Source organism: Sphingomonas sp. (assembly GCF_019635455.1).
GTDB lineage: Bacteria > Pseudomonadota > Alphaproteobacteria > Sphingomonadales > Sphingomonadaceae > Sphingomonas.
This window is the reverse complement of sequence record NZ_JAHBZJ010000005.1, coordinates 132,078-151,016: the sequence shown is the minus strand read 5'-3', so window position 1 is coordinate 151,016 and position 18,939 is coordinate 132,078. Positions and strand designations below refer to the sequence as shown.

At 65.9% G+C, this 18,939-nt stretch carries 23 protein-coding genes; 2 read left to right on the top strand and 21 right to left on the bottom strand.

Going from position 1 to position 18,939, the window contains the following annotated elements:
- Position 1: 1 nt before the first annotated feature.
- The 10 genes from KF783_RS08590 to ndhC all read right to left on the bottom strand — a co-directional run bounded on the left by KF783_RS08590 (position 2) and on the right by ndhC (position 7,621).
- Complete coding sequence (locus KF783_RS08590) at positions 2–580, bottom strand: hypothetical protein (RefSeq protein ID WP_294078252.1); 579 nt, start codon at positions 578–580, stop codon at positions 2–4.
- Positions 577–1,287, bottom strand: a complete 711-nt coding sequence (locus KF783_RS08585) for a hypothetical protein (RefSeq protein WP_294078251.1) — start codon at positions 1,285–1,287, stop codon at positions 577–579. Before KF783_RS08585 ends, KF783_RS08590 begins: the two co-directional genes overlap by 4 nt.
- Positions 1,284–1,982, bottom strand: a complete 699-nt coding sequence (locus KF783_RS08580) for a hypothetical protein (protein ID WP_294078249.1) — start codon at positions 1,980–1,982, stop codon at positions 1,284–1,286. Before KF783_RS08580 ends, KF783_RS08585 begins: the two co-directional genes overlap by 4 nt.
- Positions 1,979–3,283 (bottom strand): NADH-quinone oxidoreductase subunit NuoF, encoded by a 1,305-nt coding sequence (nuoF, locus tag KF783_RS08575; protein ID WP_294078247.1) that lies wholly within the window; start codon positions 3,281–3,283, stop codon positions 1,979–1,981. Before nuoF ends, KF783_RS08580 begins: the two co-directional genes overlap by 4 nt.
- A 114-nt stretch (positions 3,284–3,397) precedes the next feature.
- Complete coding sequence (locus tag KF783_RS08570) at positions 3,398–3,568, bottom strand: hypothetical protein (RefSeq protein WP_294078246.1); 171 nt, start codon at positions 3,566–3,568, stop codon at positions 3,398–3,400.
- Positions 3,565–4,233 (bottom strand): NAD(P)H-dependent oxidoreductase subunit E, encoded by a 669-nt coding sequence (locus KF783_RS08565; RefSeq protein WP_294078244.1) that lies wholly within the window; start codon positions 4,231–4,233, stop codon positions 3,565–3,567. Before KF783_RS08565 ends, KF783_RS08570 begins: the two co-directional genes overlap by 4 nt.
- Before the next feature lie 201 nt (positions 4,234–4,434).
- Complete coding sequence (locus KF783_RS08560) at positions 4,435–5,670, bottom strand: NADH-quinone oxidoreductase subunit D (protein WP_294078242.1); 1,236 nt, start codon at positions 5,668–5,670, stop codon at positions 4,435–4,437.
- A gap of 120 nt (positions 5,671–5,790) precedes the next feature.
- Positions 5,791–6,693 (bottom strand): NADH-quinone oxidoreductase subunit C, encoded by a 903-nt coding sequence (locus KF783_RS08555; RefSeq protein ID WP_294078240.1) that lies wholly within the window; start codon positions 6,691–6,693, stop codon positions 5,791–5,793.
- Complete coding sequence (locus tag KF783_RS08550) at positions 6,690–7,250, bottom strand: NADH-quinone oxidoreductase subunit B (protein WP_294078238.1); 561 nt, start codon at positions 7,248–7,250, stop codon at positions 6,690–6,692. The genes KF783_RS08555 and KF783_RS08550 overlap by 4 nt, the downstream gene beginning before the upstream one ends.
- Entirely contained in the window at positions 7,247–7,621 is a 375-nt protein-coding gene (gene ndhC, locus KF783_RS08545; protein ID WP_294078237.1) for an NADH-quinone oxidoreductase subunit A, read from the bottom strand. Before ndhC ends, KF783_RS08550 begins: the two co-directional genes overlap by 4 nt.
- 224 nt (positions 7,622–7,845) lie before the next feature.
- Here ndhC and KF783_RS08540 point away from each other — a divergent pair, with 224 nt between their 5' ends.
- A complete protein-coding gene (locus KF783_RS08540; RefSeq protein ID WP_294078235.1) occupies positions 7,846–8,127 on the top strand; it encodes a hypothetical protein in 282 nt (93 codons plus the stop codon).
- A 21-nt stretch (positions 8,128–8,148) separates the two neighbouring features.
- On the opposite strand, the gene KF783_RS08535 is transcribed toward KF783_RS08540, so the two are convergent.
- The 5 genes from KF783_RS08535 to thiE all read right to left on the bottom strand — a co-directional run bounded on the left by KF783_RS08535 (position 8,149) and on the right by thiE (position 11,989).
- Positions 8,149–8,970 carry an inositol monophosphatase family protein gene (locus KF783_RS08535; RefSeq protein WP_294078233.1) on the bottom strand — a complete coding sequence of 274 codons (822 nt, stop codon included), beginning with the start codon at positions 8,968–8,970 and terminating at the stop codon, positions 8,149–8,151.
- A gap of 8 nt (positions 8,971–8,978) precedes the next feature.
- Entirely contained in the window at positions 8,979–9,542 is a 564-nt protein-coding gene (efp, locus tag KF783_RS08530) for an elongation factor P (protein WP_294078232.1), read from the bottom strand.
- Positions 9,543–9,584: 42 nt separating this feature from the next.
- On the bottom strand, positions 9,585–10,226 hold the full coding sequence (locus KF783_RS08525) for a M23 family metallopeptidase (protein ID WP_294078230.1): 642 nt from the start codon (positions 10,224–10,226) through the stop codon (positions 9,585–9,587).
- On the bottom strand, positions 10,223–11,236 hold the full coding sequence (locus tag KF783_RS08520; RefSeq protein ID WP_294078228.1) for a L,D-transpeptidase family protein: 1,014 nt from the start codon (positions 11,234–11,236) through the stop codon (positions 10,223–10,225). Before KF783_RS08520 ends, KF783_RS08525 begins: the two co-directional genes overlap by 4 nt.
- Positions 11,237–11,305: 69 nt before the next feature.
- On the bottom strand, positions 11,306–11,989 hold the full coding sequence (gene thiE, locus KF783_RS08515; RefSeq protein ID WP_294078227.1) for a thiamine phosphate synthase: 684 nt from the start codon (positions 11,987–11,989) through the stop codon (positions 11,306–11,308).
- Between the two features lie 61 nt (positions 11,990–12,050).
- Here thiE and KF783_RS08510 point away from each other — a divergent pair, with 61 nt between their 5' ends.
- Positions 12,051–12,434, top strand: coding sequence for a hypothetical protein (locus tag KF783_RS08510; RefSeq protein ID WP_294078225.1), 384 nt, complete (start codon positions 12,051–12,053; stop codon positions 12,432–12,434).
- Between the two features lie 63 nt (positions 12,435–12,497).
- On the opposite strand, the gene KF783_RS08505 is transcribed toward KF783_RS08510, so the two are convergent.
- From KF783_RS08505 to tkt, 6 genes are all read right to left on the bottom strand, one after another.
- Positions 12,498–13,403 carry a fructose bisphosphate aldolase gene (locus KF783_RS08505; protein WP_294078223.1) on the bottom strand — a complete coding sequence of 302 codons (906 nt, stop codon included), beginning with the start codon at positions 13,401–13,403 and terminating at the stop codon, positions 12,498–12,500.
- 75 nt (positions 13,404–13,478) lie between these two features.
- A complete protein-coding gene (locus KF783_RS08500; protein WP_294078221.1) occupies positions 13,479–14,177 on the bottom strand; it encodes a DUF4386 domain-containing protein in 699 nt (232 codons plus the stop codon).
- 58 nt (positions 14,178–14,235) lie between these two features.
- The gene (locus KF783_RS08495; RefSeq protein WP_294078219.1) at positions 14,236–15,429 is read right to left on the bottom strand and encodes a phosphoglycerate kinase; all 1,194 of its coding nucleotides are present in this window, start codon (positions 15,427–15,429) and stop codon (positions 14,236–14,238) included.
- Positions 15,426–15,881 carry an MOSC domain-containing protein gene (locus tag KF783_RS08490; RefSeq protein ID WP_294078217.1) on the bottom strand — a complete coding sequence of 152 codons (456 nt, stop codon included), beginning with the start codon at positions 15,879–15,881 and terminating at the stop codon, positions 15,426–15,428. The genes KF783_RS08495 and KF783_RS08490 overlap by 4 nt, the downstream gene beginning before the upstream one ends.
- A 3-nt stretch (positions 15,882–15,884) precedes the next feature.
- The gene (gene gap / locus KF783_RS08485; RefSeq protein WP_294078216.1) at positions 15,885–16,889 is read right to left on the bottom strand and encodes a type I glyceraldehyde-3-phosphate dehydrogenase; all 1,005 of its coding nucleotides are present in this window, start codon (positions 16,887–16,889) and stop codon (positions 15,885–15,887) included.
- A gap of 9 nt (positions 16,890–16,898) precedes the next feature.
- Entirely contained in the window at positions 16,899–18,863 is a 1,965-nt protein-coding gene (gene tkt, locus KF783_RS08480; RefSeq protein WP_294078214.1) for a transketolase, read from the bottom strand.
- Positions 18,864–18,939 lie beyond the last annotated feature (76 nt).

Here is an 18,939-nt window from a genome sequence, read left to right as displayed (position 1 = left end):
GTCAGGAGGGCCAGATTTCCGGAATGAGACTGAGGACGTCGCGATAAAGCGCGCGGGCAACGCCGTTGCGCAGGTCCGCGCGGCTGGCGGTAAAGGAAGCGCCGGCATCGACGCAACCCGGGATCAGCGGCGTGATCGCCGCCAGCGCCTTGCCCTCGCTGCCGCTCGCCGGGCGCGCGCGAACGAAGCGGACCGCCGCCTTCACGTCGCGCGCGACGATGCACCGGCCGACCGCATCGGCGGTGGGCCAGCCCGCGGTTTCACGCCGCAGCCCTTCGGCCTGGGCCGGCGTGAACGCGGGATCGGGCAGCTTGTCGAACGGATATTGCGCATAATCGGTGCGCAGCGTCAGTTCGGCCATGTCGGCGATCATCGCGTCGAGCGACGGACCCGATCGCGGCGCGCCACAGGCGATCAGCACGGGCGCGGCGCCCGTCGCGGCGGCGGCCAGTTCGGCCGATCCGGGCGCCGCCTTCATCAGCGCGCGCGAACCTGCCGAATCCTTTTCCAGCACGCATCCCGCCGGGCTGGCGGGCGCCGACGCGGCGAGCGCCAGCGAAGACATCAGAAGCATCATCATGATTGCACCTCCGTCGCTTTCTCGGACAATCGATAGAGCGCCTCGGCGACGAGCGCGCGTGCCATCGACGGGCTGAACTTCAGCTCGCGATCCTTGATCACGCATTTCTGCATCGTCGGGATCAATGCTTGCACTGCGTTGCGCTCGCCAGGCTCGGCAATGGCCGACATCACAAATGTTCGGGCGCCCCCAGGGTCGGTTCGAACGACGCAGTCGGCGAACCGGCGCAGCCCGATCAACGCCCCCGGATCCGACACGGTCTCAACCCCGACCCCCTTGCCATAGTCGATCGGGGGTACCGCGCTGAAATCGGACGGCCATTTTGAGGAGAAATCGCGCCGATACAGCGCCTCGTAAAAGATACCGCGAAAGGTCCCATCGGTGAAATACATCCGGTCGACCCGCGCGCATTTGAACCGCGCGAGCGCCTGGCCGAGCTTGCCGGCCGGCGCGCTCATCGGAAAGGTAGCCAGATAGGCGCGGACTTCGCGCACGGATCCGCGCATCGTGCAGGCCGCATAAGCCTGCACCATCTTTCTTGCCTCGGCATCGCTCAGTCGTTCGGGGTCTTTTCGGCGCGTCGGCGCGCGCCCGTCGAACTGGTTCGAATCCGATGGCGGCGGTGAGGGCGTGAAGCCCCCCGGCTCTTGCGGTTCGGCCGCCGACGCGACGCCGGCGATCAGCATCAAGGCGAACAGCGCCTTCATCCCGCCACCTGTTCCGCGCTCGCCATCCGATAATAGGCGATGGCGATCCCGTTGCGCAGGGTCGTCCGGGTAAAGCGCAGCGTCTGACCCTTCACCACGCAGCGGCCGATATTCGGCGCCAGCGTCTTGAGCGCCTCCAGTTCCTCGGGCTTGTCGACGCCGGTACCCAGTACCGCCCGCGCACCGGCGGGGTCGATCCGGATCACGCATTCGCCGATCTGATTGGCATAGCGGTCGGCCAGCGCGCGCTCATAAGCGGTCTGCAACGACGCGGCGGCATCGGCGGGCAACGGCTTGCCGGTCGCCGGATCGTTTGCGGACGGCGGTACGGGCTCTGGCCAGACCAGCGGCGCGATCTTGCCCGGATCGATCACCGGCGGCCCCTTGAAATCGGTCGCCAGCAATTCCTCCGCCAGCGCGCCGCGAAACAGCTCGTGCCGCATCTTCAGCTGCCCGCCGCGCAGGCCCAGACAATCGCCATCCGCCAGCCGCGCATAATCCTTGTCGGTCAGCCGCTTGTCCGTCGGCATCAGCACGAATGCGCGTGCCAGATCATGCTCACGCTTCACCGCGCATTTCGCATAATCGCGCATGACGTAGCGCGCGTCCGCCGCCTCGCGCGGCGTCTGGCTGGCCGTCGCGACCGGCGCGACCGCACCCGCCAGCAGCAGGAGAATGGCGCCGCCGATCCTCACTCCGCCGCCTCCTGCATCGGGGCTTCGCCGCCGCCCTGTTTCTCCAGGATGCGGCGTTCCATCTCGGGGCGGAAATGGCGGATCAGGCCCTGGATCGGCCAGGCCGCCGCGTCGCCCAGCGCGCAGATCGTATGGCCCTCGACCTGCTTGGTGACGTTGTAGAGCGTGTCGATCTCGGAAATGTCGGCGTCGCCGGTGCGCAGCCGCTCCATCACCCGCCACATCCACCCGGTGCCTTCGCGGCACGGGGTGCATTGGCCGCAGCTTTCATGCTTGTAGAAATAGCTGATCCGGCTGATCGCCTGAACGATATCGGTGGATTTATCCATGACGATGACCGCCGCCGTGCCAAGGCCGCTGCCCAGCGCCTTCAGCCCGTCAAAGTCCATCGGGCAGTCCATGATCTGCGCCGCCGGCACCAGCGGCACCGACGATCCGCCCGGGATCACCGCGAGGAGGTTGTCCCAGCCGCCGCGAATGCCGCCGCAATGCTTTTCGATCAGCTCACGGAACGGGATGCTCATCGCTTCCTCGACCACGCACGGTTTTTCGACATGCCCGCTGATCTGGAACAGTTTGGTGCCGCGATTATTCTCCGCGCCGAAACTGGCGAACCAGTCCGCCCCGCGCCGCAGGATCGTCGGCACCACCGCGATCGATTCGACATTGTTGACCGTCGTCGGACAGCCATACAGACCCGCGCCCGCCGGAAAGGGCGGCTTCAGGCGCGGCTGGCCCTTCTTGCCCTCCAGGCTTTCGATCATCGCGGTTTCTTCGCCGCAGATATAGGCGCCCGCGCCGCGATGGCAGAACACGTCGAAATCATAGCCGGAGCCGCAGGCATTCTTGCCCAGCAGCCCCTTGGCATAGGCTTCCTCGATCGCCGCGAACAGCGTCTCGGCCTCACGGATATATTCGCCGCGAATGTAGATGTACGCCGCCCGCGCGCGCATCGCGAAGCCCGCGACCAGCGCGCCTTCGAGCAGCAGATGCGGATCGTGGCGGATGATCTCGCGGTCCTTGCACGAACCCGGCTCGGATTCGTCGGCGTTGATGACCAGGAAGCTCGGCCGCTCCGGCGTCGGATTCTTGGGCATGAAGCTCCACTTCATCCCCGTCGGGAACCCCGCCCCGCCGCGTCCGCGCAGGCCCGACGCCTTCACCTTTTCGATGATCGAGTCCTGGCCCTGTTCGAGCAGCTTTTTGGTATTGTCCCACGCCCCGCGCTTCAGCGCGGCGCTCAGCTGCCACGGCTGATAACCATAGAGGTTGGTGAAGATGCGATCCTTGTCAGCGAGCATGACGGACTCCGCACTTGTTCCCCTGCGAAAGCAGGGGTCCAAAGTTACGAACGACGACGCCTGTGGCCCTGACCCCCTGCTTTCGCAGGAGAAGATCGATCGCGAGAATCGCGTTCACTTCGGCCCTCCGATGCGCTTGTTGTCCTTCACCGCCAGGTAAACGGCCACACCCACGCCGATCAGCAGCAGCGGGATGAACAGCTTCACCGCGAGCTTCAGCACCCATCCCAGGACGACCAGCCCGCCGATGACGGCAAGGATCGTGACGATCGTGTTCTTGCTCACCACTCGCTCCTGTAATCGTGATTTTCGGAGACCATCGCCGTCAACGTCGTCGGCCCGCCCACCGGCTCGACCGTGTGGCGCCCCGGTTCCTGCGTGCCGGTCTTGGGCTGCTCGCCCTTGGCCAGCGCGTCGAGGATCGCGGCGGTGCGGTCGTAGTCGAGGTCTTCGTAATTATCGTCGTTGATCTGGACCATCGGTGCCGACGCGCAATTGCCCATGCACTCGACCTCGGTCAGCGTGAACAGCCCGTCGGGCGTGGTCTTGCCCTTGGCCATGCCCCGGTTCTTGCACGCCGCGAACACATCGTCGCTGCCGCGCAGCCAGCACGGCGTCGTGCCGCACACCTGCACATGATATTTGCCGACCGGATGCAGGTTGAACATCGTGTAGAAGGTCGCGACCTCCAGCACGCGGATCACCGCCAGGTCCAGCTCACGCGCGACGAACTCGATCACCGGGATCGGCAGCCAGCCCTGCGTATCCGTCTCCGCCCCGACCTGACGCTGCGCCAGATCGAGATAGGGAATCGTGCAGCTCATCTGCCGCCCCTCAGGGTAACGCGCGCGGATGGTCGTGGCCTTCCTGGCGTTCTCCGCATTCCACGCAAAACCGCCCCAGCGTGCGCGGAGTTCGGGGGTATCTTCGATTGCTTTTGCGTCAGCCATGAGCGTGCAGCCCGTTCTTTTGCATTAGCTTGCGAACAAGCTCCCAAAAAATGCCCACCACCGCGACGCTAGCCCCGGTCATGACCCATCCCGCCATCTCTACCTGTATGAGCGTGGAGTCCGGTGCGATGTCATAGGCACGATAGGCCATAGCCGTCGCGCCAACTGCTACAGCGATTACGAGTTTCGCAGACGGCAACCTCACCGGTCACACTCCCCGAACACGATATCCATCGCGCCAAGGATCGCGGTGATGTCCGCCAGCATGTGGCCGCGCGACATGAAGTCCATCGCCTGCAAGTGGCTGAACGCGGTCGGGCGGATCTTGCAGCGATAGGGTTTGTTCGACCCGTCGCTGACCATGTAGATGCCGAACTCGCCCTTGGGGCTTTCGGTCGCGACATAGACCTCGCCGGCGGGGACGTGGAAGCCCTCGGTATACAGTTTGAAGTGATGGATCAGCGCTTCCATCGACTGCTTCATCTCGCCGCGCTTGGGCGGGACGACCTTGCGATCCAGCGACGCGATCGGCCCGTCCGGCATCTCGTTCAGGCACTGTTTCATGATGCGCGCGGACTGGTACACTTCCTCGACGCGGACCATGAACCGGTCATAGCAGTCACCGCGCGTACCGACCGGGATTTCGAAGTCCATGCGGTCGTAGACATCATAGGGCTGTGACTTGCGCAGGTCCCACGGAATGCCCGCCGCGCGGATCATCGGGCCGGAAAAGCCCCATTTGATCGCATCGTCGCGATTGACGATCGCGATATCGACATTGCGCTGCTTGAAGATGCGGTTTTCCGCCACCAGGCTGATCGCGTCGCCGAACAGGCGCGGCAGCCGCGTGTCGAGCCAGTCGGCGATATCCGCCAGCAGCTTCAGCGGCACGTCCTGATGCACGCCGCCGGGCCGCAGATAATTGTGGTGCATCCGCGCGCCGGACATGCGCTCGAAGAAGTTCAAACAATCCTCGCGGATTTCGAACATCCACAGGTTCGGCGTCATCGCACCGACGTCCATCACATGGCTGCCGAGGTTGAGCATGTGGTTACAGATGCGCGTCAGCTCGGCGAAGAACACGCGCAGATATTGCGCGCGCACCGGCACTTCGAGATCGAGCAGCTTTTCCACCGCCAGCACGAAGCTGTGCTCCATCGCCAGCGGCGAGCAATAGTCGAGGCGATCCATGTACGGGAGCGCCTGGGTATAGGTCTTGTACTCGATCAGCTTTTCGGTGCCGCGGTGGAGCAGGCCGACATGCGGGTCGATCCGCTCGATAATCTCGCCGTCCAGTTCGGTGACGAGGCGCAACACGCCGTGCGCCGCCGGGTGCTGCGGGCCGAAGTTGATCGTGTAGTTGGCGATCTCGATATCGCCGACGGTCGGATCGGCGGCATCGGTGCGGCCTTCGATTTCGTCGAGATAGTCAGCCATTCGCAGCCTCCCACACGTCGTCGCCCCGGACTTGATCCGGGGTCCCGCTGCGCGCGGAGAGAAGAAGCGGGACCCCGGCGCGGGGGCCGGGGTGACGGAAACAGGAAATCGCAGTCCGCATTACGCGTCACCCTTCTTCGCGCGCGGCCTGGCGGGCGCCTTGCGCGGCTTCTTGGCCGGTGCCGGGCCTGCGTCCGGGCCGGGCTTGCCCGCGCCGCTTTCCGCCGTGCTGTCCGTGGTCTTGGGCTTGCGCACCCGCGCCTTGACCGGCTTGGCAGCGGCATCCGCCTTTGCCACCTGATCGGCGGTAGCGGGCGTCGGCGCGCCCTTCGCCTCCGGCACCGCGGGCTTCGGCTCGGCCTTTGCCGGCGCAGCGGGCGGCGGCGCGGGTGCCGCGGGCGGAGGCGCAGGCGCCTTTTCGTCGCCCGGCAGCACATATTGCGCGCCTTCCCACGGGCTCATGAAATCGAAATTGCGAAAATCCTGCGCCAGCTGCACCGGCTCGTACACCACCCGCTTCGCGCTCTCCGAATAGCGCAGTTCGACATAGCCGGTCAGCGGGAAATCCTTGCGCTGCGGATGCCCGCGAAACCCGTAATCGGTCAGGATGCGGCGCAGGTCCTCATTGCCGTCGAACAGCACGCCATACATGTCGTATACCTCACGCTCGAGCCAGCCGGCGACCGGCCAGATCGAGGTGATCGACGGCACCGGCTGCACCTCGTCGGTGGTCACGCGCACGCGGATACGGTGGTTGCGGGTGTAGCTGAGCAGCATGTAGCAGACGTCGAACCGCTCCGCACGGGCGGGGTAATCGACGCCGGCGATCTCCATCAGCGCCTGATATTGCAGCATCGGATGATCGCGCAGCGCGGTCATCGCCGCGACCAGCCGGTCGCGCGCAACGGTCAGATTGACCTCGCCGACCAGGTCGCTCGCCGCGACCAGCATGTCGCCCAGCGCCGCTTGCGCCGCCGCGATCACGCCGTCATTCGCGGCGTAGCGGGGTGCAGGAGCCCTCACCGCGTCACCGTCCCGATCCGGCGGATCTTCCGCTGGAGCTGCATCACGCCATAGAGCAGCGCCTCGGCAGTCGGGGGGCAGCCGGGGACGTAGATATCCACCGGCACGATCCGGTCGCACCCGCGCACGACGCTGTAGCTATAATGATAATAGCCGCCGCCATTCGCGCACGACCCCATCGAAATCACATATTTGGGGTTCGACATCTGATCGTACACGCGGCGCAGCGCGGGTGCCATCTTGTTGCACAGCGTGCCGGCCACGATCATCACGTCGCTCTGGCGCGGCGAGGCGCGCGGCGCGGCGCCGAACCGTTCCATGTCGTAGCGCGGCATGTTCACATGGATCATCTCGACCGCACAGCAGGCCAGGCCAAAGGTCATCCACCACAGGCTGCCGGTGCGCGCCCACTGGAACAACTCCTCGGTCGATGTGACGAGGAAACCCTTGTCGGTCAGTTCGCCGTTCAGATCGTCGAAAAACGCCTGATTCGGCTGGACCACCGCGCCGTCATGGCCGGGCATCACGATGTTGGAAGATGTGTTCACAATGCTCATTCCCAATCCAGCGCCCCCACCTTCCACGCATAGGCGAGGCCAAGCGCGAGTTCGGCGATGAAGATCATCATGCTCACCCAGGCCGCCCAGCCCAGATCGAACACCGTCACCGCCCAGGGATAGAGAAACGCCGCTTCAAGGTCGAAGATGATGAAGAGGATCGCGACAAGGTAGAATCGCACGTCGAACTGGCTGCGCGAATCCTCGAACGCGGGAAAGCCGCACTCATATTCGGTCAGCTTTTCCGGATAGGGCTGATGCGTGCCGGTCAGGCGCGCCACCAGCATCGGCAGGAACACGAATGCGCCCGACAGCGCCAGCGCCACCCCCAGGAACAGCAGGATTGGCAGATATTCGATCAGATCGACCAAGACGGCCTCTCGCGGTTGCGGAATCTCGGGGTCTCTCTAGGCCGATGGGAATTGCCCGACAAGGGCGGAAACCGGTGAGAATCACTCGCAATTACGGCCGCGCTTCCTGCGAACGGCGATTGACGCCTTGAAACATGTTCCTCAAATGTTCTTGTCGTATCGAACAATTGGAGCGGTGCGTTGCAACTCGACGCACACGCGCGCAGGCGCGGCGCGGCAGGGCGATGCTCAAGGGTCCGGAAACCCACATTCCTTACAAAGCGCCGGATCTCAAGCGACTGAGCCGGGCTTCGCTGGGCCTGTGGGCGACGCAAGACGGGAACAGGCAAAGGGCGGAGATCGAATATCTCATCAGATATGGCCGCTTCAACGCGACCCTCATCTATCCCGAGGACATCGATCCGGAGGGCGCGTCGCTCGACAGGCGCGATCGGATCGTCGCCAGATATTTCGGGGACAAGCCGATCATGTCCCCGCCGATCGGCGACGATGTGCCGAGATACTGAACGGCTCGATGGGCGGATCGATCACGCGTTGCGCAGCGCGCTCGCGACCGCCTTGTGCAGCTTGGAATGCAGCGCGTCGTTCGCGGCGAGCACCTGTCCCTTGTGGATCGACGCCTCGGCCCCGCGATAATCGGTGACGAAGCCGCCCGCTTCCTTGACGATCAGGATTCCCGCCGCCACGTCCCAGGGCTGAAGATCGCTCTCCCAGAACCCGTCATACCGCCCCGCCGCGACCCATGCGAGATCGAGCGCGGCCGATCCGAAGCGGCGAATGCCGGCGACTTCCGGTGCCACCGCGCCAAAGATGCGGCTCCACTCGGCGAAATTGCCATGGCCCAGAAACGGAATGCCGGTGGCGATCAGCGCATCGGCAAGGTCCTTGCGCGCCGACACGCGCAGCCGCTGGTCCTGCAACCAGGCGCCGCGCCCCTTTTCGGCCCAGAAGCTCTCATCGGTGATCGGCTGATAGATATAGCCATGGGTAATCTCGGGCTTGCCCTGGCTTCCGCGCGGATCCTCGACCGCGATCGACATCGAAAAATGCGGGATGCCGTGCAGGAAGTTGGTGGTGCCGTCCAGCGGATCGATGATCCAGCGCGGCTTGTCCGGATCGCCCGCGATCTGACCGCGCTCCTCGACCAGGAAGCCCCAGTCGGGCCGCGCCTTGCGCAGTTCCTCGATCAGCGTGTCCTCGGCCCGCTTGTCGGCCATCGACACGAAATCGGCCGGCCCCTTGCGGCTGACCTGCAAGTGCTGAACCTCGTTAAAGTCGCGCCGCAGCCGCGGCCCCGCCTTGCGCGCGGCACGCTCCATGACGGTGATCAGGCCGGAATGGGAAACCATGGTGCCGTTCAGTCCGCGCGCCGCACGTACGTCTGTTCGTACACATCCACGACGATGCGCGTACCGGCCGCGATGTGCGGCGGCACCATGATGCGCACGCCATTGTCGAGGATCGCGGGCTTGTAGCTGGACGAGGCGGTCTGCCCCTTCACCACCGCGTCGGCCTCGACGATCTCCGCCTCGATCGTGTCCGGCAACTGGACGCTGATCGCTTCCTCTTCGTACAGTTCCATGACCACGTCCATGCCGTCCTGCAAAAATGCGGCGGCATCGCCCAGCAGGTCGCGCGGCAGCGTCACCTGGTCATACGTATCCTTGTCCATGAACACGAGGCCATCGCCCTCGGCATAGAGGAACTGGAAATCCTTGGTATCGAGCCGCACGCGCTCCACCGTCTCGGCCGAACGGAAGCGCACGTTCGTCTTGCGGCCGTCGCGCAGGTTCTTCATCTCAACCTGCATATAGGCGCCGCCCTTGCCCGGCTGGGTGTGCTGGATCTTCACCGCGCGCCAGATGCCGTTTTCATATTCGATGATGTTGCCGGGACGAATGTCCACGCCGCTGATCTTCATGGGACGTGCCTATCAATGCTGAGAAAGAACAGGGAGCGGCCCTTAGCGGCCCTGCCGCCCCGCCGCAAGCAGCGGATAGGGGTCGATCGGCGTTCCCTGCCACCAGCGTTCGCCGGGCGCCATCGTCGCGATCCCGAAATGCAGGTGGTAATTGCCGGGTCCCGCATTGCCGGTGTCGCCGACATAGGCGATCGGGTCGCCCGCGCGCACGCGCCGTCCCTGCTCCACCCCGGGCGCATAACCGCCCAGATGCGCGTAATAATACATCCAGCGCCCGTCGTCCGACCGCTCGTACAGCGTGATGCCGCCGCCGCCGTTCGAATAATAGAGCTTTTCGACCGTGCCGTCGGCGGCGGCGACCACCTGGGTCCCGCCGGGCGCCATGATGTCGAACCCCTGATGCACGCGGGTGCCGCCGCCGCGCGCATCGCCCCAGTTGCTGCGCAACCTGGTGATGTCCGCGCCGACGACCGGCATCGTCAGGGCAGGCCCCGGATCGGCCTGCGGACGCGGGGTGGTGGCGAGCGCGCGCTCCACAAGAGGCGCGCGCGCGCCGTCCTGCCGTGTCGCGTTTCCGGCGACCGCCCGGCCCGGCTCGACCACGCGGATCGTCGCGGCCAGAAACGCCATCGCCGCGATCAGCACGCCGATCAGCGTCCAGATGGTGACACGCAGCACGCTCATGGCTGAAAGATCACCTGCGTCCCCGGCTCGACCATCATCGCCACGCGCGCCGCATCCCAGTTGGTCAGGCGGACGCAGCCATGGCTCTCGGTCCGGCCGATCGTCTGCGGCTCGGGCGTGCCGTGGATGCCGTAATGTTCCTTGCTCAAATCGATCCACACCACGCCGACCGGATTGTTGGGGCCGGGGGGTAGCAGCGCTTCAGGTTTCTTGTCCGAAACGTCCCAGAACAGTTTGGGATTATAGTGAAATTCTGGATTTTGCGCGATCCCCGTCACCTTCCAGCTGCCGATCGGCAGTGGATCGTGAGTGCTGCCGGTGGTCACGCTGAACAGCGCGGCGAGCTTGCCCGCCCTGTCGAATACGCGCAGCACCTTGTCGGACTTGTCGACGACGATGCGCCCCGCCTTTGGCTGGTTCGCATCGATGTTCAGATCGGCGAGCGTCTTGCGCCATTCCGGTTTCCAGTCGGCGGGATAATCGCGCGACGCCGGCACCGCGTTGGGGAACTGAACCGGCACGCCGGGGGCAAGCCGGGTATCGGGGCTGTTCAGTTCGATCAGCACCTCGGGCGTAGTGTGGAACATCTCCGCCAGCTTTTCGAGCGCGGAGCGATAGCCCATCGTCTTGAGCTTCGCCTGCGCCGCCGGATCGGTCGGGAACGGCCGGACGAAATCGCCCGACAGCATGTCGGGGGTCAGGCGGATGATCCGGGTGGGACGAATCTCGCGGTGCTTGTGCAGTTCGACCAGCGTGCGCTGGTCGATCTTGCCGGTGACCGGCAATTGTCGCGAAATCTGGAACCCGCGCAGCGCGGCGGTCAGCGACTGCCCCTCACGCCCGTCGAGGACGCCCGGCCCGAATCCCAGATGGTCGAGGATCACCTGGACATGCAGGATGTCGCGGCTCAGCACCGGCTTGGCGCTCTGCGACGTCGCGCTGCCATTTTGCCCGGCCGCGCCCGATGCGCCCAGCGCCAGCGCCGATCCCAGAAACATTGCGGTAAACACTCGACGCACCTGTTCGCTCTCCTGATGTCCTTGCGGAGGTAGAACGATCCGGCCGCGCGGTTTGTTGCGTCAAACGATGCCCAGAACCTGCGCGAAGCGGCGTACCGCATCGCCCTCCTCGCCATTCCACACCGCGCCGCTGACCGCGACGAAATCTGCGCCCGCCGCCGCCAGCATGCCGGCATTGTCCGGGGTGATCCCCCCGATCGCGACCGAGGGCAGCTCGAACAATGTCGCCCACCAGGACAGGATTGCGGGATCCGGGCGGTGCGACGTTTCCTTGGTCGTCGTGGGATAAAAGGCGCCGAACGCGACATAATCCGCGCCCGCCTCTCCCGCCTCCATCGCCAGATGCCGGCTGTCGTGACAGGTCATGCCGATCTGCACCCCCGGACCCAGGATCGTCCGCGCCTCACGCGGGTCGCCATCGGACTGGCCCAGATGAACGCCATCCGCACCCAGCCGCTTCGCCAGGGCGACGCTGTCATTGACGATGAAGGCCACGTCGCGATCGGCGCAGATGCGCTGCAACGGCTCCGCCAGCCGCGCGGCCGCATGCTGATCGATATCCTTCACGCGAAACTGGAACGCCGCGACCGGGCCGGCGTCCAGCGCGCGTGCCAGCCGGTCGGGAAATCCGCCGGCGACGTCGCGCGGGGAGATCAGGTAGAGTTGGCAGGGCGGCCGCCGGTCGTCGCGCACGAACCGGGCGGCGAATTCGGGGCCGATCGGGGGCAGGTCGTCATCGTCCATCCCCCTGCCCTAACGATCGAATTCATCGCGAGGCAAGGCGCTTTGTGCCATCAGGGATCGCATGAACGCCTTTGCCCGCCCCGCCCTGTGCGCCGTCCCGATGCTGCTTGCCGGTTGCATGATGACCCCGACCGCATCGACCGGTCCGGTCGCGCTCGACCAGCCGCAGCGGCTCGGCGGCCTCACCATCACCCCGCTCGCCATCGTCGAGGATAGCCGCTGCCCGATCAACGCCCGCTGCATCTGGGCCGGGCGCCTGGTCGTGCGCGCGGCGATCGCCGGCGGCTATGACCGGCTGGAGCGGAATTTCACGCTGGGTGAGGTCGCGCAGACCGATTTCGGTCCGATCCGCCTCGATTCGGCGACGCCGGGACGGACTACCCAGGACGGCGAGATCCCGTCCCCCGCCTATCGCGTTCATTTCAGCTTTGCCCCGCGCCCCTGACACGCCGAGCGCAGGCGGCGGGCGCGGCCCCCGAACGAGGCCCGCGCCGGCCGCAGCGTCGCGTCAGGCGTCGATCGGGGCGCCAGCCACCGACGCGGCGTGAATCTCGTCGATCGCGCCGCCCAGCGACGCGTCGAACGCGTCGTCGCTCATCCCGTGGCGCAGATCTTCGAGCAGCGCCCGGCTGAAGCTCGCGATCATGCCGCGATTCCTTGCCAGCTCCGCGCACGCTTCCGGCCGCTTGAACCCGCCCGACAACGCGACGACGCGCAGCACCTTGGGATGATCGACCAGTGGCTCGAACAGCCCGGCCCGGGCGGGGATCGACAGTTTCAGCATCACCTGCTGCCCATCGGGAAGCGCATCCAGTTCCTTCAGGATTTCGTCGCGCAGGATCGCATCCGCCTCAGCGCGTTCGGGCGACTTGATGTTCACCTCCGGCTCGATGATCGGCATCATGCCGTGCGCCAGCACCTGCCGGCCGAGCTCGAACTGCTGCTTCACCACCGCCGCGATTCCCGCCGCATTCGCGAGGTTGATGACCGAGCGTTCCTTGGTGCCGAACACGCCAAGCGCCTTGGCACGGATCAGCAGCGCGTCGAGCTGGGGCATCGGCTTCATCAGCTGGACGCCGTCGGCCTCATCCTCCAGCCCCTTGTCGATCTTGATGAACGGGACGACGCCGCGCGCGATCAGCGCCGCCGGGGTCGGTTCGCCATCGACGGTGCCATCCATCGTCCGTTCGAACAGGATCGCGCCGATCACCTTTTCGCCGGTGAAGCAGGGCGAGGTGATAATCCGGCTGCGCATGTCATGGATCAGGCCGAACATCTCCTCCTCGCTCGACCATGCCCCCTCTTCGACGCCATAGCCCTTCAACGCCTTTGGCGTCGAACCGCCGGACTGGTCCAGCGCGGCGATGAAGCCGTTTCCGGCGGCGATCTTGGCGGTCATTTCGGCGGTGTTCATGCGATCCCCTTTGCGATGCTGGCGCCGCTATCGCAGCGCGACCCGCGCCTGCAAAGTCTGACAACGATGGACAGGTCACTCGCTGGTCGATTTGCCGTCCACGTTTCGCGCGCCCATCACCAGCAGCCACAGGCAGGTGCCGATCTCTCCGATCGCCGCCGGCGTGGTGACATAGGGAGCAAAGGACATCGCATCGAAGCCCGGAACCAGCAGTGTCGCGAACACATCGACCAGATAGCCCGCGCAACCCAGCATCAGGAACGCGCCCAGCACGCGTGGAATCGCCCGCGACCGGATCATCAGATATCCCAGCGGGAGCAGCCACAAGCCCCAGAACAGTTCGACGATCAAGATGCCGTTGCTGTACGAATCCAGCAGCATCCGGGCCTGCATCTGCAATTGCCCCCCGGACAGGCCATATTCGGGTCGCTTGAGCAACGACAACAGGTCGAGCCGCGCATGCATGTTCCATAGCGAGAGCGGCACGCTCGCGAGCGCCAGCGCCACCATTGCCGCTGCCGCCGCGCGACCGGCCGGTGCCAACAACCGATGCAGCACCAACGGCAGCAACAGGAACGCGGTGTAACAGATCAGCCCGGCGGCGATGCCGATCCGAAACAGCTGCTCGTTGGCCAGGATGTTGGCGATCGAGGCGGCGGTGTCGTTGCGCACCATCAGCCGCGACGGCACATAGGCCAGGCTGACGATCCCAGTGATCACGACGATCAGATATAACAGGCCCGCAACGCGCCCGGTCCACTTTTGCGACATCATCATCTGCCCCCCGATCCGCGGCAAATGTTAGTCGAACTGTATTACATTGGCAACACGCCTAATGCGTCAGCGCGGCGACGCCGGGCAGCTCCTTGCCCTCCATCCATTCCAGAAAGGCGCCGCCCGCCGTCGAAACGAACGTCATGTCGCCGGCCACACCCGCCTGGTTGAGCGCAGCGACGGTATCGCCTCCGCCCGCCACGGATACCAGCGATCCTTCCTTGGTCAGCGCCGCCACGGTGTGCGCGAGCGCCATTGTCGCGGTATCGAACGGCTTGGTCTCGAACGCGCCCAGCGGCCCGTTCCACACCAGCGTCCGGCACGTCTTCAGCACGTCCGCCAGCGCCTCGCTCGCCGCCGGGCCGATGTCGAGGATCATCTCGTCGGCGGCGACCTCATGGACGTTGCAGGTACGCAAGGATGGCGGGTTGGCCGCGAATTCCTTCGCCACCACCACGTCATAGGGCAGATGGATCGTGCAGCCCGCCGCATCCGCCGCGTCGAAGATGGCGTTGGCGGTGCCGACCAGGTCGTGCTCGCACAGCGACTTGCCGACATCCACCCCGCGCGCGGCGAGAAAGGTGTTCGCCATGCCGCCGCCGATGATCAGGTGATCGACCCGCCCGACCAGATGTTTGAGCACGTCCAGCTTGGTCGAGACCTTGGCGCCGCCGACCACCGCCGCGACCGGATGCTCGGGCTGGCCCAGCGCCTTGTCCAGCGCGTCCAGCTCCGCCTCCATCTGCCGCCCGGCAAAGGCCGGGAGCGCGCGCGCCAGTCCCGCGGTCGAGGCATGGGCGCGATGCGCCGCCGAAAAGGCGTCGTTGACATAGAGGTCGCCAAGCTCGGCAAAGCGCGCGACCACCCCCGCGTCATTCCGCTCTTCGCCGCCAAAAAACCGGGTATTCTCCAGCAGTGCGATGTCGCCCGGCTGAAGCGTCGCGACCGCCTCGGCATCCCCTTCCCAGTCGATATAGCGCACCGGCCGGCCCAGCACCTGGGAAAAGGGCTTGGTCACCAGCGCCAGGCTCATCGCCGGATCGGGCTGTCCCTTGGGCCGTCCGAAATGCGCGAGGACGAGCACGATCGCGCCCCGGTCCGCCAGTTCGCCGACCGTCGGCACTGCGGCGCGCAGCCGGGTATCGTCGGTGACCGCACCATCGGCCATCGGCACGTTCAGATCCTCGCGGACCAGCACGCGCTTGCCCGAAACGTCGCCCATATCGTCAAGAGTCTTGAAAGCCCGGCTCATGCGTCCTCGATCCTGATCTCGTCGCCCAGCGCGATCTCGCCCGCAGCGACCACCATCGTACAAACTCCGCCGCGCCAGTCCGGCGTCAGCGCCGCGCGCAGCCCTTCGGCCAGCGCCTCCATCCGCGCGCATGGGTCGGTCTCGCAGCGCACTTCCAGCACCACATCGGCCCCGATCCGCAGCCGCGTTCCCACCGTCTGCGGCAGGTCCATGCCCTCGACCAGCAGATTGGCGCGGCGCTGTTCCCATCCGATCGAATGGCCGACCAGCGCCATCGCCGCGTCCCAGTCACCGGCCTCGATCAGCGAGACCTGACGCTTATAGGGCCGCCCCTTCATCGCACCGCGATAATCGCCGGCAATCCCGCCTTCCAGCGTCACCCGGGCGTGTTCGATGGTTTCCATCGGCGCCTTGGGAAACGGGTGGCGGGCAATGCCGGCGATCCGGCCCATCGATCAGCCCAGCCTTGCCATCGTGCTGGCGGTATCGACCATGCGGTTGGAGAAGCCCCATTCATTGTCGTACCAGCTGACCACGCGCACCAGCTTGCCGTCCATCACCGCCGTTTCCAGGCTGTCGACCGTGGATGACACCGGCGTGTGGACGATGTCGATCGAAACCAGCGGCTCGTCCGAATAGTCGAGCACGCCCTTCATCGGCCCCTCCGCCGCCGCTTTCAGCAGTGCATTGACCTCTTCCTTCGTGGTGTCGCGCTTCGGCGTGAAGGTCAGGTCGATCAGGCTGCCGTCCGGCGTCGGCACGCGGATCGCCGATCCGTCCAGCTTGCCCTTCAGTTCGGGCAGCACTTCGCCCACCGCGCGCGCCGCGCCGGTGGTGGTCGGGATCATGCTCATCGCCGCGGCGCGCGCGCGGCGCAGGTCGGGATGGATCTGGTCGAGAATCTTCTGATCGTTGGTATAGGCGTGGACGGTGGTCATCAGCCCGCGCTCGATCCCGATCGCATCGTTCAGCACCTTGGCAACCGGCGCCAGGCAGTTGGTGGTGCAGCTGGCATTGGAAACGATCGTGTGGCCCGCCTCCAGCTTGTCGTGGTTGACGCCATAGACGACGGTCAGATCGACGCCCTTGGCCGGGGCAGAGATCAGCACCTTCTTCGCGCCGGCGTCGAGATGCTTCTGCGCGCTCTCGCGATCGGTGAAAAATCCGGTGCATTCCAGCACGATATCGACGCCATTTGCCGCATGCGGCAGGTTGGCGGGATCGCGCTCCTTGGTCACCTTGATGCGCTTGCCGTCGATGACGATGTCGTCGCCGTCCGCCGACACGGTGCCGGGATATTTGCCATGCACGCTGTCACGGCTGAACAGCCAGGCATTCGACTTGGCATCGGCCAGGTCGTTGATCGTCACCAGTTCCAGACCGCTGTCGGGACGTTCCAGGATGGCGCGCGCCACCAGCCGCCCGATGCGCCCGAATCCGTTGATCGCAACCTTCGTCATCTGTGTCTCCTAAGCCTTGAGCCGTTCCTGAATCTTCGTGGCGATCGCGTCCGGGGTCAGGCCGAACTTCGCATAGACATCCTCGGCGGGGCCGGATGCGCCGAACCGGTCGATGCCGAACCGCATCCCCTGCACCATCGTGTAGCGCTCCCAACCAAATGTCGTCCCTGCCTCGATCGATACGCGCAGCACATCGGCGTCGGGCGGCAGGATGTCATCGCGATAGGCGGCCTCCTGCGCATCGAAGCGCGCGGTGCAGTTCATCGACACGACATCCGCGCCGATCCCCTGCGCCTCCAGCCGATCGCGCACGCCGACCGCGATCTCGACTTCCGATCCGGTCGCGATCAGCACCACCTTGCGCGCCGCGCCCGCCGTGCGCAGGCGATAGCCGCCGCGCGCGCTCATCATTCCCGCCTCGGTACGCAGCTGCGGCAGGTTCTGGCGGCTCAGCGCCAGCAGCGACGGGCCGTCGGTCCGCGCCAGCGCCAGCGCCCACGCCTCCGCCGTCTCCACCGTGTCGCAGGGCCGGTACACGTCCAGATTAGGGATCATGCGCAGGCTTTGCAGATGCTCGATCGGCTGGTGCGTCGGCCCGTCCTCGCCCAGGCCGATACTGTCGTGCGTCATCACATAGACGACGCGCGCATTCTGCAACGCCGACAGGCGGATCGCGCCACGGCAATAATCGCTGAACACCAGGAAGGTGCCGCCATAGGGGATCACCCCGCCGTGCAACGCCATCCCGTTCATCGCCGCGGCCATCCCGAATTCGCGGATGCCGTAATAGACGTAGCGCCCGGCATAATCCTGGGCATTCAGCGCGCCCATCCCCTTGGTCAGGGTGTTGTTCGACCCGGTCAGGTCCGCCGATCCGCCGATCGTCGCGGGAACCGCCGCGTTGATGACCTCCAGCGCCATTTCGGACGCCTTGCGCGTCGCCACCTTTACCGGATTGGCCAGCAGGTCGGCGATATAGCCGTCGAGCACGGCCGGGTCGCAGGGCGCGCCCGAGGCGGCAAAGCCCTGCGCCTTGTCCGATGCGGCCAGCCGCTGCTGCCACTGCGCATGCGGCTGCGCGCCGCGCCTGCCCGCTTCCAGCCATGCCGCGCGAATGTCGTCCGGCACCATGAAGGGCGGGTGGTTCCAGCCCAGCGCCGCGCGCGCGGCGGCTACTTCGTCGGCGCCCAGCGGCGATCCGTGGACCTTGCTCGTACCGCCCTTGTTCGGCGCGCCCTTGCCGATCACCGTGCGGCAGCGGACCAGCGAGGGGCGGTCGTCGGCGATCGCCGCGTCGAACGCCGCGCGAATGCTTGCCTCGTCATGCCCGTCGCATTCCACGACATGCCATCCGGTGGCGGCATAGCGCGCCGGCACATCCTCACTCGACGACAGCGATACCTTGCCGTCGATCGTGATGTCATTGTCGTCCCACAGCACGATCATCCGGCCGAGCTTCAGATGGCCGGCCAGTCCGATCGCTTCATGGTTGATGCCCTCCATCAGGCACCCGTCGCCGGCGATCACCCAGGTGCGGTGATCGACCAGATCGTCGCCATGCACCGCGTTCAGGTGGCGCTCGGCAATCGCCATGCCGACCGCCATCGCCAGCCCCTGGCCCAGCGGGCCGGTGGTGCATTCGACGCCCGGCAGTTCGAAATTCTCCGGGTGGCCGGCGCACGGGCTGCCGACCTGGCGAAACGCCTTGATGTCGTCGATCGTCGGCCGGGCATAGCCGGTCAGGTGCAACAACGAATAGATCAGCATCGACCCATGGCCGGCCGACAGCACGAACCGGTCGCGATCGGGCCATGCCGGATCGGCGGGATCATATTTCAGATAGTCGCTGAACAGCACGGTCGCGACATCGGCCATGCCCATCGGCATGCCGGGGTGACCCGAATTGGCGGCCTCCACCGCATCCATGGAAAGCGCACGGATCGCGTTGGCGCGGTCGGCGAATGAAACGGTCACGGCGGCCCCCCTGTTCCGGGTCGCGCATCTCGCCACGGCCCGGCGAATCGAATGTGGCGTGCCAATGGGGCGGGCG